The 12,683-nt window shown below is 65.3% G+C and carries 10 protein-coding genes; 5 read left to right on the top strand and 5 right to left on the bottom strand.

Annotated elements, in window-relative coordinates; translation table 11 throughout:
- Positions 1-123 precede the first annotated feature (123 nt).
- The gene (locus H2509_RS11320; protein ID WP_209001916.1) at positions 124-1,038 is read right to left on the bottom strand and encodes a pseudouridine-5'-phosphate glycosidase; all 915 of its coding nucleotides are present in this window, start codon (positions 1,036-1,038) and stop codon (positions 124-126) included.
- A 5-nt stretch (positions 1,039-1,043) separates the two neighbouring features.
- Positions 1,044-2,000 carry a PfkB family carbohydrate kinase gene (locus H2509_RS11315; protein WP_182165299.1) on the bottom strand — a complete coding sequence of 319 codons (957 nt, stop codon included), beginning with the start codon at positions 1,998-2,000 and terminating at the stop codon, positions 1,044-1,046.
- Between the two features lie 262 nt (positions 2,001-2,262).
- On the opposite strand from H2509_RS11315, the gene recA reads away from it, so the two are divergent.
- Together recA and alaS are read left to right on the top strand one after the other, a co-directional pair.
- Entirely contained in the window at positions 2,263-3,342 is a 1,080-nt protein-coding gene (gene recA / locus H2509_RS11310; protein WP_182165296.1) for a recombinase RecA, read from the top strand.
- A gap of 259 nt (positions 3,343-3,601) precedes the next feature.
- Complete coding sequence (gene alaS / locus H2509_RS11305; RefSeq protein WP_182165294.1) at positions 3,602-6,262, top strand: alanine--tRNA ligase; 2,661 nt, start codon at positions 3,602-3,604, stop codon at positions 6,260-6,262.
- A 21-nt stretch (positions 6,263-6,283) separates the two neighbouring features.
- On the opposite strand, the gene H2509_RS21075 is transcribed toward alaS, so the two are convergent.
- Positions 6,284-6,412, bottom strand: a complete 129-nt coding sequence (locus H2509_RS21075; RefSeq protein ID WP_268925932.1) for a hypothetical protein — start codon at positions 6,410-6,412, stop codon at positions 6,284-6,286.
- A 221-nt stretch (positions 6,413-6,633) separates the two neighbouring features.
- On the opposite strand from H2509_RS21075, the gene H2509_RS11300 reads away from it, so the two are divergent.
- On the top strand, positions 6,634-8,004 hold the full coding sequence (locus H2509_RS11300; RefSeq protein WP_209001915.1) for a cyclic nucleotide-gated ion channel: 1,371 nt from the start codon (positions 6,634-6,636) through the stop codon (positions 8,002-8,004).
- A gap of 58 nt (positions 8,005-8,062) precedes the next feature.
- On the opposite strand, the gene H2509_RS11295 is transcribed toward H2509_RS11300, so the two are convergent.
- A complete protein-coding gene (locus tag H2509_RS11295; RefSeq protein WP_182165291.1) occupies positions 8,063-9,274 on the bottom strand; it encodes an NADP-dependent isocitrate dehydrogenase in 1,212 nt (403 codons plus the stop codon).
- A gap of 194 nt (positions 9,275-9,468) precedes the next feature.
- Positions 9,469-10,044 (bottom strand): HdeD family acid-resistance protein, encoded by a 576-nt coding sequence (locus H2509_RS11290; protein ID WP_235974866.1) that lies wholly within the window; start codon positions 10,042-10,044, stop codon positions 9,469-9,471.
- A 959-nt stretch (positions 10,045-11,003) separates the two neighbouring features.
- On the opposite strand from H2509_RS11290, the gene H2509_RS11285 reads away from it, so the two are divergent.
- On the top strand, positions 11,004-11,846 hold the full coding sequence (locus H2509_RS11285; protein ID WP_182165286.1) for an RNA methyltransferase: 843 nt from the start codon (positions 11,004-11,006) through the stop codon (positions 11,844-11,846).
- Positions 11,843-12,637, top strand: a complete 795-nt coding sequence (gene murI / locus H2509_RS11280) for a glutamate racemase (protein WP_182165283.1) — start codon at positions 11,843-11,845, stop codon at positions 12,635-12,637. The genes H2509_RS11285 and murI overlap by 4 nt, the downstream gene beginning before the upstream one ends.
- Positions 12,638-12,683: the final 46 nt, after the last annotated feature.

Here is a 12,683-nt window from a genome sequence, read left to right as displayed (position 1 = left end):
TTGCGCGGTGCCGCCGATACCGATCTAACCACAAACAACCGCTAGGTTACATGGGTGATCGGCGTTTCGGTACAAGAGTTTGCAGGGGAAGTGCGACGTAATCCTGACGAAGGGAAAGGAAGATCAGTCGTTTTCCGCAAGGGCGACCGCGATCTGCGCGGCAAGGCGTGCGTTGTTGCGCACAAGGGCGATGTTGGTGGCGAGGCTTGCGCCTCTTGTGAGGTCATGGATCAGCGACAATACGAAGGGCGTGACATCCTTGGCGCGGATGCCGCGGCGGTCTGCTTCCTTCAGCGCGGCGGCGATGTAGCCTTCCATTTCCGCGGCCGGAATCTCCGCCTCCGCCGGAACCGGATTGGCGACAAGCACGCCGCCATGGCCGGCCATCAGCCGTCGGGTGGCGAGAAGCCGGGCAATCGCCTGTGGATCGTCGAGCCGGTAGGGCGCCGGCAGGCCGCTCTCGCGCGACCAGAAGGCGGGGAAGACGTCGGTGCCATAGCCGACGACGGGAACGCCGCGCGTCTCCAGCACTTCCAGCGTTTTCGGCAGGTCGAGCAGCGCCTTGGCGCCGGCTGAAACCACGCAGACCGGCGTGCGCGCCAGTTCGTCGAGATCGGCGGAGATGTCGAAGCTCTGCTCGGCGCCGCGATGCACACCGCCGATGCCGCCGGTTGCAAAAACCGCGATGCCCGCCGCTTCGGCTGCCATCATGGTGGCGGCGACCGTGGTGGAGCCGGCCTGACCGGTAGCGACCGCGAATGCGAGATCTGCGCGCGAGCATTTCATGACGTGGTCGGTGCGCGCCAGCCGCTCCAGTTCCTGGCCGGAAAGACCGATGCGGATCGCGCCGTCCAGCACGGCGATCGTTGCCGGGACTGCGCCGGCGGCGCGGACATCCGCCTCCACCTCGCGTGCCGTCTCCACGTTGCGCGGCCAGGGCATGCCATGGGTGACGATGGTGGATTCCAGCGCGACCACCGGCCCGCCAGCGGCCAGAACGTCCCGGACTTCCGGTGCTATCGTAAGGAGGTCGCTCATCGTCTTCATGCACTCACAGAGGGTTCTTCGCTTCGTGCCAGCCGCGCCGTGATGGCGGCGGCGGACAGGCTGTCCGGCACGCTGCCGGGCGATTCCAGCGTGATGGCGGCCGCGGCCAAACCGGATCGCAGGCAGGCGTCCGCCGATTTCCCCTGCAGCGAGGCGGCGATGAAGGCGGCGATCAGCGCATCGCCGGCGCCCGTCACGTCGACAAGATTGGCGGCAAGCGGCCTGTAGAGCCGAATGCCGGAGCGGTCGCCATAGGCGATCGGCTCGGCCCCGTCCATCACGCAGCAGGCGCCGACTCCAAGACCGAGGAGGCCCTCGCCGAGCTCCGCGACGGGTGAAGCTTCGTTCAGCCCGGTCAGCACGGATGCCTCTGCCCGGTTGCAGAAGAGGAGGCCAATTCTTCGCAGAAACGGCTTCAGCCGTTCCGCCTTGGCGCGTGACACGGCATCGGCGATGACGCGCCGGCTGCCGGCGGTGTCCAGAAGGCTCTCCAGAAGGGGAGGCGGCAGGTTCGCCTCGATGAACCAGCAGGAGGCATTGCGGGTGGCGGGGTGAAGCGGCAGGAAGGCATCCGCCTCCAGCCGGTCGGTGATCGCCGCATCGACGGCGGCGGCGGCCAGGCCGCCATCCGGATCGTGCAGGGCGATGTAGCGGCCTGTCGGAAGGGGAGAGCGGATGACGGCGGCGATGCTCACGCCTTCCGCGGCAAGGCGCATCAGCAGGGCCTCGCCATTGCTGTCGCGGCCGACGGCGCCGACCAGTGCCGGGGTCGAGCCCAGGCGCGCGAGGGCCCGCGCCACATTTGCCGCCACGCCGCCCGGCCGCGTTTCGAAACGGGCGGGTGTCGACGTCTCGCGCAGGATCGTGACGTTGGCATGGGCGATCGTATCCATATGGATCGCGCCGAAAAGAGCGACCGGGTAGTCGCCGGGGCGGGGTGCAACTGTCGTCATGGCCATTCGGTAGCAGGGGCTCGCGCGGGCGTAAAGCGCCTTGCGCGAATCTGCCGCGTCGAAGGCATGCCAAGCCGCCACTGCAGCAAATTACCGCAGCGTAACTTGATCGCTGCGCGCAGGTGAACATACATCGAACGCATTGAAATAATTCCTTAACTTCTCAAGCACATATTCGCGCTTGGCCAGCAGGAACAAATAGAGTACAAAACCTTGAATTGAAACGTCCGGTGCAAACGTGGAATAAGGAGCAGGTCAGCATATGTCGCAAAGCACACTCCGCCTTGTCGAGGGCAATCAGATGGACAAGACCAAAGCACTGGACGCCGCGCTTTCGCAGATCGAGCGCGCCTTCGGCAAGGGCTCGATCATGCGGCTCGGGCAGGGCCAGGCCGTGGAGGTGCAGACGGTTTCAACCGGGTCTCTCGGCCTCGACATCGCGCTGGGCATCGGCGGCCTGCCGAGAGGCCGCATCGTCGAAATCTACGGACCGGAGTCCTCGGGCAAGACGACGCTGGCGCTCCACACTGTCGCCGAAGCCCAGAAGAAGGGCGGCATCTGCGCCTTCGTCGATGCCGAGCATGCGCTCGACCCGATCTATGCCCGCAAGCTCGGCGTCAGTATCGACGACCTGCTGATCTCCCAGCCGGACGCCGGCGAGCAGGCGCTGGAAATCGCCGACACGCTGGTGCGCTCCGGCGCCATCGATGTGCTGGTGATCGATTCGGTGGCCGCGCTCACGCCGAAGGCGGAACTGGAGGGCGAGATGGGCGACAGCCTGCCCGGCCTGCAGGCGAGACTGATGAGCCAGGCGCTGCGCAAGCTCACGGCCTCGATCTCGCGCTCCAACTGCATGGTCATCTTCATCAACCAGATCCGCATGAAGATCGGCGTGATGTTCGGTTCGCCCGAGACGACGACCGGCGGCAACGCGCTGAAATTCTACGCCTCTGTCCGCCTCGACATCCGCCGCATCGGGTCCATCAAGGACCGCGACGAGGTGGTGGGCAACCAGACCCGCGTGAAGGTGGTGAAGAACAAGCTTGCTCCCCCCTTCAAGCAGGTCGAATTCGATATCGTCTATGGCGAAGGCGTGTCGAAGATGGGCGAGTTGATCGACCTTGGCGTCAAGGGGGGCATCGTCGAGAAGTCGGGCGCCTGGTTCTCCTATAACAGCCAGCGCCTCGGCCAGGGCCGCGAGAATGCCAAGCAGTTCCTGCGCGAGAACCCGGAAGTCGCGAACGAGATCGAATTGGCGATCCGCCAGAACGCCGGTCTCATCGCCGATCGCATCACCGATCCGGCGGCCGGCGAGGACGACTATTCCGGCGGCGACGAATAAGCCCTCTCCCGTGAAGGCGAGCGCGGTGCTGGACAGTGTTCCGGCCTGCGGATAATAAGGCGTCGAGCGTGAAAACAGGCGCGCCGGGCGAGCCCCATGAGGTGGCTTGACGCCGGCGCCGCCGCGCGGGCGCACTTCGGCTTTCAGGGCATGTTCGGGCATCGTCCGGGACGTGGCGGCTTCGGGACGACACCCGGCCCTTTCGTGAAAGGTATCGAGGCCTGGCACCCGCGCCCGAGGCGAAGGTGAAAGAAGACCCATGAGCGGTGTGAACGAAATCCGGTCGGCGTTTCTCGACTATTTTGCCGGCAACGGCCACGAGGTCGTCAGTTCGAGCCCGCTGGTGCCGCGCAACGATCCGACGCTGATGTTCACCAATGCCGGCATGGTGCAGTTCAAGAACGTCTTCACCGGCCTGGAGAAGCGGGATTACCAGCGCGCCGCTACCGCCCAGAAATGCGTGCGTGCCGGCGGCAAGCACAACGATCTCGACAATGTCGGCTACACCGCCCGCCATCACACCTTCTTCGAGATGCTGGGCAATTTCTCTTTCGGCGACTATTTCAAGGATCGCGCGATCGAGCTGGCCTGGAACCTGATCACCAGGGAATTCGGCCTGCCGAAGGACCGCCTGCTTGTCACAGTCTTCGCCGAGGACGACGAGGCCTTCGACCTGTGGAAGAAGATCGCCGGCCTTTCAGACAGCCGCATCATCCGCATCGCCACGTCCGACAATTTCTGGGCGATGGGCGACACGGGCCCCTGCGGCCCCTGCTCGGAAATCTTCTACGACCACGGCGACCATATCTGGGGCGGCCCTCCGGGCTCGGCCGAAGAGGACGGCGACCGGTTCATCGAGATCTGGAACCTCGTGTTCATGCAATACGAGCAGTTGCCGGGCGAACGCGTGTCACTGCCGCGCCCCTCGATCGACACCGGCATGGGGCTGGAACGCATCGCGGCCGTGATGCAGGGCGTGCATGACAACTACGATATCGACCTGTTCCGCGCGCTGATCTCGGCTTCCGTGAATGCGACCGGCGTCGACGCGGAAGGCAAGGCGCGGGCAAGCCACAGGGTGATCGCCGATCACCTGCGCTCCACGAGCTTCCTGATCGCCGACGGCGTGCTTCCCTCCAACGAGGGCCGTGGCTATGTGCTTCGCCGCATCATGCGTCGCGCCATGCGCCATGCGCATCTGCTGGGCGCCGCCGAGCCCCTGATGTGGAAGCTGGTGCCGGCCCTGATGCGGGAGATGGGCCGCGCCTATCCGGAACTGCAGCGCGCCGAGGCGCTGATCACCGAGACGCTGCGGCTGGAGGAGACGCGCTTCCGCAAGACGCTGGAGCGCGGCCTGACGCTGCTGGACGACGCCACGGCCGATATGGCCGAGGGCCAGGAACTCGACGGCGAGACGGCGTTCCGCCTCTACGACACATATGGCTTCCCGCTCGACCTGACGCAGGATGCGCTGCGCGCCCGCGGCATTTCCGTTGACACGGACGCTTTCGGCCGCGCCATGGAGCGCCAGAAGGCGGAGGCGCGCGCCGCCTGGGCGGGCTCCGGCGAAGCGGCGACCGACACGATCTGGTTCGGGCTGAAGGAACGGCTCGGCGCGACCGAGTTCCTGGGCTACGAGACGGAATCGGCCGAGGGCGTCGTGACAGCGATGGTGCGCGACAACGGCGAGGTGATGGAACTGAAGGCGGGCCAGAGTGGCTTCGTCGTGGTCAACCAGACGCCGTTCTACGGTGAGTCCGGCGGTCAGGTGGGCGACACCGGCGTGATGACTGCGCCGGGCATGCGGGCGGTCGTCACCGATACGCAGAAGAAGGCCGACGGTCTCTTCGTCCATTCGGTAACCGTGGAACTGGGCAACCTGACAAACGGCCTTGCGGTCGAGATGGACGTCGATCATGGCCGGCGTGGCGCCATCCGCGCCAACCACTCGGCAACCCACCTGCTGCACGAGGCGCTGCGCGAAGTGCTCGGCACTCATGTGGCGCAGAAGGGTTCGCTGGTGAACGCCGAGCGGTTGCGCTTCGACTTCTCCCATCCCAAGCCGATCGAGGCGGAAGAGCTTCGCGAGGTCGAGGCGATCGCCAATTCGGTCGTGCTGCAGAACGCGCCGGTCGAGACGCGGCTGATGGGCGTCGACGAGGCGATCGAGCAGGGCGCGATGGCGCTTTTCGGCGAAAAATACGGCGATGAGGTTCGCGTCGTTTCGATGGGAACGGCGACCCAGGGCGAAAAGGCAGGCAAGACCTATTCGCTGGAACTGTGCGGCGGCACCCATGTGCGGCGCACGGGCGACATCGGCCTGGTAACGCTGGTCTCCGAAGGTGCGGTTGCGGCCGGCGTCCGGCGCCTGGAGGCGCTGACGGGCGCTGCGGCGCGCGAATATCTGGAAGGCCAGGACGCGCGGCTGCGTGAAATCGCCGGCATCCTCAAGGTCGCGCCGGCCGATGCGGCGTCCCGCGTTGCGGTGCTGGTCGAGGAACGCCGCAAGCTCGAGCGCGAGCTGGCCGAGGCGAAGAAGAAGCTCGCCATGGGCGGCGGCGCTGCCGCAGGCGGCGAGGCCGTGCGCGAGGTCGGCGGCGTGAAGCTGATGGCGCGCGTCGTCGACGGCATCAACCCGAAGGACCTCAAGGGGATTGCCGATGATGGCAAGAAGGCCCTGGGCTCCGGCGTTGTGGTGCTCGTGAGCCGTGCGGAAGACAACAAGGCGGCGATCGTGGTCGGCGTCACCGAAGACCTGACGGCTCGATTCAACGCGGTTGACCTGGTGAAAGCCGGCTCCGAGGTGCTTGGCGGCCGGGGCGGTGGTGGACGGCCCGACATGGCGCAGGCCGGCGGTACGGATGCCGGGCAAGCGGAAGCGGCGATCGAGGCGATTGCTGCGGCGATTGCCGCCGGCTGACCTGCCTGAGGCGCGTTGGCGTCAGCTGACGGCCAGGACGACGAACAGGGCGACCGCTGCGAGCGCGGTGGAGATGGCGAGCATCTTCGTCACCACGTGCCGGGGCGTTGTGGTGCCTCCCCGGGCTTTGTCGGTGTCGATTTCGGCCATGGCTGTTTCCTTTCGTTGGAGACGGGCCTGCAGGGCTGGCCGCTTCACGGGACTGCCTCTGCGGCCGAACTCATCGTGTCTGTTAGATTAGCTAAGGCAGTCGCGGCTGATTGCCAGTGCAGGGCGTGCGCCGGCGGTGTCACGATATGATGACCGACCGCGGCCGAACCCGGCGCCTTCGTGTCAGACCCCACTTGCTTTATCCGCAGCGCCGCCCGACCATGAGCCGTTCGAACCCCGGGCAGGCCATGGGCGTGTCGAACGCGAAAGGGCAGTCGAGCACGTTGAAAGAGGACAGCGCCAAGGCATTCGCTTACCGGCTTCTGGAGAAGGGGGTAACGGGAGATCCGCTCGGCCGGCGGGTCAATCTCGTCCTTGTCGTCTTCATTCTGCTGACGGTCGTCGTTGCGCTGCTCGACACGGTGCCGGAGCTGGCGCAGGCCCATGACCGCCTGTTCGGAATGGCCGAGGCGATCGCGGGCATCGTGTTCCTGGCGGAATATGCGGCCCGCCTCTGGGTTGCCGACCTGCATCCGCCGCTACGCCGTTTCGGGCCCTTCGGCGCGAGGCTGCACTATGCGCTGCAACCCGCCGCGCTGATTGATCTGTTGGCCGTATTGCCGTTCATCGCCGCCGTTTTCCTGCCGGATGCGGCGCTGAAGACGATCGTCATCATCCGTCTGGTGCGTTTCCTGAAGCTCGCCCGTTATTCGCCGGCGCTGCGCTCGCTCATCAATGCGATCGTGCAGGAACGCCACGCGCTGATGGCGAGCTTCGTCATCATCTTCGGTGTGGTGCTGGTGGCGGCGACCGGCATGTATCTGGTGGAGCGCCATGCCCAGCCGGAGAAATTCGGCTCCATTCCCGAGGCGATGTGGTGGGCGCTGGCGACGCTGACGACGGTCGGCTACGGCGACGTCGTGCCGATCACGCCGGCCGGCAAGGTATTGGGCGGTGTGGTCATGCTGACCGGCTATGGCCTGTTCGCGCTTCCCATCGGCATCATCGCGACCGCTTTCGCCCGCGAGATCCATTCGCGCGAATTCGTCGTCACCTGGTCGATGGTTGCCCGCGTGCCGCTGTTTGAGGACCTGAAGGCGACGGAAGTCGCCGAGATTGCCAAGCTGCTGCGGGCGATATCCGTGCCGGCGGGCGAGGTGATCACGCGCCAGGGCGAACAGGCCGAAAGCATGTATTTCATCGCCGATGGTCTGGTGGAAGTCGATCTCGGCCATTCGAAGCTGGAACTGGGCGAGGGCGCCTTCTTCGGTGAGATGGCGATATTGGGCCGGCGCAAGCGGGCGGCGACCACTACCGCGCAGCAGCGCACGAGCCTGATGGTGCTGGAAGCCTCCGATCTGCACAATCTGATGATGCGCAAGCCCCAGCTTGCCGACCGCATCCTGAAAGAAGCCGAGGAACGCGCCCGGCTGACCCCTTATGACGATGTCGATATCGCCGAGGAGGAACTGGAGCAGGAAGAGGTTCAGACTGCCGAAGAGGTGGAGGACGCCGGACAGGCGGCGGATGTGGCGGAAACGGAGGAGCCCGGGCTGTTCGTCGAGGACGAGCGGAAGGACGGGTCTTCCTGAAAGGAAAAAAGGCGCCGAAACCGGCGCCTTTCTCCAGAACGGTTCCGGAAAACCCGGGTCAGGCCATGGCCTTCTGCAGGTTCGCGTCGATCTTGTCGAGGAAGCCGCTGGTGGTGAGCCACTTCTGGTCCGGGCCGACGAGGAGGGCAAGGTCCTTGGTCATGAAGCCGGCTTCCACCGTCTCGATGCACACCCGCTCCAGCGTGTTGGCGAAGGCAGCCAGTTCCGCATTGTCGTCCAGCTTGGCGCGATGGGCGAGGCCGCGCGTCCAGGCGAAGATCGAGGCGATCGGGTTGGTCGAGGTTTCCTCGCCCTTCTGGTGCATGCGGTAGTGGCGCGTGACGGTGCCGTGCGCGGCTTCCGCCTCGACGGTCTTGCCGTCCGGCGTCATCAGCACGGAGGTCATCAGGCCGAGCGAGCCGAAGCCCTGGGCGACCGTGTCGGACTGGACGTCGCCGTCGTAGTTCTTGCAGGCCCAGACATAACCGCCCGACCACTTCAGCGCGGACGCGACCATGTCGTCGATCAGGCGGTGCTCGTACCAGATCTTCTCGGCTTCGAACTTCGCCTTGAACTCGGCCTCGTAGACTTCCTGGAAGAGGTCCTTGAAGCGGCCGTCATAGGCCTTGAGGATCGTGTTCTTGGTGGAAAGGTAGCAGGGGACCTTGCGATTCAGCGCGTAGTTCATCGAGGCGCGGGCGAAGTCGCGGATCGAATCGTCGAGGTTGTACATCGCCATGGCGACGCCCGAGCCCGGAGCCTGGAACACCTCGTGCTCGATCACCTCGCCGTCGGCGCCGGTGAACTTGATGGTCAGCGTGCCGGCGCCGGGGAAACGGAAGTCGGTGGCGCGGTACTGGTCGCCGAAGGCGTGACGGCCGACGATGATCGGCTGCGTCCAGCCCGGAACCAGGCGCGGAACGTTCTTGATGATGATCGGTTCGCGGAAGATCACGCCGCCCAGGATGTTGCGGATCGTGCCGTTCGGCGACTTCCACATCTTCTTGAGGCCGAATTCCTCGACGCGGGCCTCGTCCGGGGTGATCGTGGCGCATTTCACGCCCACGCCGTACTGCTTGATGGCATTGGCGGCGTCGATGGTGATCTGGTCGTTCGTCTCGTCGCGCTTTTCGATGCCGAGGTCGTAATATTTCAGGTCGATATCGAGATACGGGTGGATCAGCTTGTCCTTGATGAACTGCCAGATGATCCGGGTCATCTCGTCGCCGTCGAGCTCGACGACCGGATTGGCGACCTTGATCTTTGCCATGATGCTCTTGACCTCATGCTTGAAGTGGACCGGCGCGGAGCGCGCGGCGAAACCGGTTTGCCGCCGCGTTCGGACGCCCGAAGGAGCCGGCCGCGCGGCAGTCGCGCGGCCCCTATAGCAAAGGCCGGGGGAAACGGGAAGCTAGGCCTTAGTCAACAAAGCTCGGAAGACGCCCTCGAAAGGATTGGTCCGGCTCAAGCCAGCTTTCTGGCTGCCAACGCGATAGCGATATAGCTCCAGCCGTTGAAAAGGATCGAAATTCCCGCAAGCAGGCCGAGCGCCCAGGTGCCGGAGACGGGAAACTCGAACCAGATCATCAGGCCGGCAAGGATGGAGATGACGCCGCCCGTCACGATCCAACCCCAGCCGTCATGCGGCCGGATGCGGAAGCCCAGCACCAGTTGCGAGGCGCCTTGCGCGATGAAGATCGCCGCGACCACGATGGTGAGCGCCAGGGCGCCGAAGACCGGGTTGGCGTAGATCAGCACGCCGCCGACCAGGGCAACGATGCCGGTAATCAGTTGCCACAGGAAGCCTCCCCAGCCCTTTACCGAGAAGGACTGCCAGATCTGCACTACACCGCCGATGACGAGCACCGCGGCTATGACGATGGCGACGGCTATGGAAGAAGCGAGCGGCACGGTGATCGCCAGCAGTCCGCCGATGACCAGCACGATGCCGAGGATCAGGAACAGCACCCACTTGTCTCGCACGACACTTGTGTAGGACGGCAGGCCACCGGCCGCCGGCATGGTGGAACGATCCGTCATGACTAATACCCCCAATTGCATGTCGCCGCCTGCCATTTGACGGCGAACTGATTGTAATCGCAACGTAAAGTACGTCAAATTGCCGCAGATTGCCATGGTGGTAATATTGCCCGGCCCTCCTGTCATCCCGGGTCATCGCTCGGCATGACGTCGGAGGGCGTGGCAGGTCGCTTGTCACATACTCAGGTGTCATCCCCGTGAAAACGGGGATCCAGTAAACGCCTGCGACAGTGGCTTAATCTCCAGCCTTTGTGGTTACTGGATGCCCGGTCGGGCCGGGCATGACAGGGTATGTGGCTGCCTCTCCGCCACGACCCTCTCGGTTCGTCATACGCGGGCTCGACCCGCTTATCCACGCGGCATCACCCTTTGCCGCAACCGTCCATGGATCGCCGGGTCTGGGCCCGGCGAAGACGAGGGGAGAGGCTGTGCGTCCTCCGACGGTCGAGGGTGTGGCAGGTCGCTTGTCGCATACTCCGGTGTCATCCCCGTGAAAACGGGGATCCAGTAAACGCATGCGTTGGTGGCTGAATCTCCGGCCACCGTGGTTACTGGATGCCCACCTACGTGGGCATGACAGAGCTTGTGGGCCGGTTGGTCCGCAACAGGACGTGTGGGTGCGCAAGCATGACAGGGCATGTGGCCGCCTCTCTGCCGTAACCCCTCGGCTCGTCATACGCGGGCTTGACCCGCGTATCCATGCGGCATGTCTCCTCGCCGCAACCGTTCATGGATCGCCGGGTGGTTTCCCTGTACTGGGCCCGGCGAAGACGAGGGGAGAGGCGGCCCGTCCTCCGACGGTTGAGTGTGAGGCAGGTGCTTGCCCCACACTCCGTCGTCATCCCGGCCCGTGTGCGCGCAAGTCGCATCGCGAGAGCCGGGATCCAGATATCTTCCGCGCGTGAGCCGCGTCATTTCTGATGCTGGAATTCGCCGCCGAGTTCCGCTAAATCCGCGCCATGACCCGAAACGCGAAAATCGATGAAGCGGCGCTGAAGATCGACGTCCGCCCTCCCGCCGTGATCCTGTGCGAGCCGCAGCTTGGCGAGAATATCGGCACTGCTGCGCGCGCCATGGCCAATTTCGGCCTGACGGATCTCAGGATCGTCAACCCCCGCGACGGCTGGCCGAGCGAGAAGGCGCGCGCGGCGGCAAGCCGCGCCGACCACGTGATCGACAACGTCAAGGTGTTCGACAGCGTGGAGGCGGCGATCGCCGACCTGCATTTCGTCTTTGCCACTACGGCGCGTTCGCGCGAGGTCTCGAAGCCCGTGCGTGGCCCGGACGAGGCCGCGGTGACGGTCACCGGCTATGGCCGGCAGGGGCTAGGCACTGGATATCTCTTCGGCCGCGAGCGCTGGGGGCTCAACAACGAGGAGGTGGCGCTGGCCGACGAGATCGTCACGCTGCCCGTCGACCCGCAATTCGCCTCGCTCAACATCGCCCAGGCGGTGCTGGTCTGCGCCTACGAATGGCGCGTGAAGGCCAGCGGCGGCGCGCTGCCCTTCCGGCTCGACGAGGAAACGAACCCGCCGGCGCCGAAGGAGGACGTCTTCCGCTTCTTCGAACACCTGGAAAGCGCGCTCGACGAGATCAATTTCTTCCGTCCGCCCGAAAAACGCCCATCCATGGTGCTCAACCTGCGCAATATCTTCCAGAAGGCGAACCTCACCGAACAGGAGGTGAGGTCGCTGCGCGGCGTGATCGCCGCCTTCGAGCGCCGGCCGACCCGGCCGCACAAAAGTGCGGGCGAAGCGGTAGACGAATGCGAGCCGAACGAGCAGGAAACGGGCGAAGAATGAGCGACAGCCGGCCGGTTCTGGTTGCTGATTCCGGGATCGGCGGGCTTTCGGTCGCTCGTGAAATCCGCAAGGCGAGGCCAGACCTCGCCATGGTCTATGTGGCCGACGACGCCGCCTTTCCCTATGGCAACTGGCGGGAAGGCGAACTGACCGACCACGTGGTGGATCTGGTCGCCGGTCTTGCGCGGGAGCATGACCCGCAGGCGGTGGTGATTGCCTGCAATACCGCGTCGACGCTGGTGCTGCCGGGGTTGCGTGCGAGGTTGCAGGTTCCGGTGGTCGGCACCGTGCCGGCGGTGAAGCCGGCGGCGGAACGCACCGCAAGCGGGCTGATCTCGATCCTCGCCACGCCCGGCACGGTGAAGCGGGACTATACGTTCGAGTTGATCCATCAGTTCGCGCCGGAAGTGGCGGTAACGCTGGTCGGGGCGACACGCCTTGCCGCGCTGGCCGAAGACAAGCTCGGCCAGCGGCCAGTCGATCCTGATCTGCTCGCCGCCGAAATCGCCCCCTGCTTCAAGGAAAAGAACGGTCGGCGGACGGACAAGATCGTGCTGGGCTGCACTCATTATCCCTTCCTGATCGAGGAAATGCGCCAGGCAGCGCCCTGGGAGGTGGAATGGATCGATCCGGCGCCGGCCATTGCGCGGCGGCTCGCGGCGGTGATCGCGCCGGCGGGCGAGGGCGCGGCGCGCGGGCGCGGCGATCTTTACCTGCGTACCTCGGGATCCGTTGCCGAAGGCCTTCCCTTCATCTTCGATGCTCCCGCTCCGGACGGCGGAAGCGTTTGACAGAAGGGCGCCTATCGACTACACGCGTGCGAGCTTGGCGGGCTTG

The sequence above is a fragment of the Stappia albiluteola genome (assembly GCF_014050225.1).
Taxonomy (GTDB): domain Bacteria; phylum Pseudomonadota; class Alphaproteobacteria; order Rhizobiales; family Stappiaceae; genus Hongsoonwoonella; species Hongsoonwoonella albiluteola.
The sequence above is the reverse complement of the archived record's forward strand: the minus strand, read 5'-3'. Positions and strand labels throughout refer to the sequence as shown.

Bases quoted from the DNA above. Each gene is read 5' to 3' on its own strand.
- H2509_RS11320 (WP_209001916.1), bottom strand. From the start codon at position 1,038: ATGAGCGACCTCCTTACGATAGCACCGGAAGTCCGGGACGTTCTGGCC.
- H2509_RS11315 (WP_182165299.1), bottom strand. From the start codon at position 2,000: ATGACGACAGTTGCACCCCGCCCCGGCGACTACCCGGTCGCTCTTTTC.
- recA (WP_182165296.1), top strand. From the start codon at position 2,263: ATGTCGCAAAGCACACTCCGCCTTGTCGAGGGCAATCAGATGGACAAG.
- alaS (WP_182165294.1), top strand. From the start codon at position 3,602: ATGAGCGGTGTGAACGAAATCCGGTCGGCGTTTCTCGACTATTTTGCC.
- H2509_RS21075 (WP_268925932.1), bottom strand. From the start codon at position 6,412: ATGGCCGAAATCGACACCGACAAAGCCCGGGGAGGCACCACAACGCCC.
- H2509_RS11300 (WP_209001915.1), top strand. From the start codon at position 6,634: ATGAGCCGTTCGAACCCCGGGCAGGCCATGGGCGTGTCGAACGCGAAA.
- H2509_RS11295 (WP_182165291.1), bottom strand. From the start codon at position 9,274: ATGGCAAAGATCAAGGTCGCCAATCCGGTCGTCGAGCTCGACGGCGAC.
- H2509_RS11290 (WP_235974866.1), bottom strand. From the start codon at position 10,044: ATGACGGATCGTTCCACCATGCCGGCGGCCGGTGGCCTGCCGTCCTAC.
- H2509_RS11285 (WP_182165286.1), top strand. From the start codon at position 11,004: ATGACCCGAAACGCGAAAATCGATGAAGCGGCGCTGAAGATCGACGTC.
- murI (WP_182165283.1), top strand. From the start codon at position 11,843: ATGAGCGACAGCCGGCCGGTTCTGGTTGCTGATTCCGGGATCGGCGGG.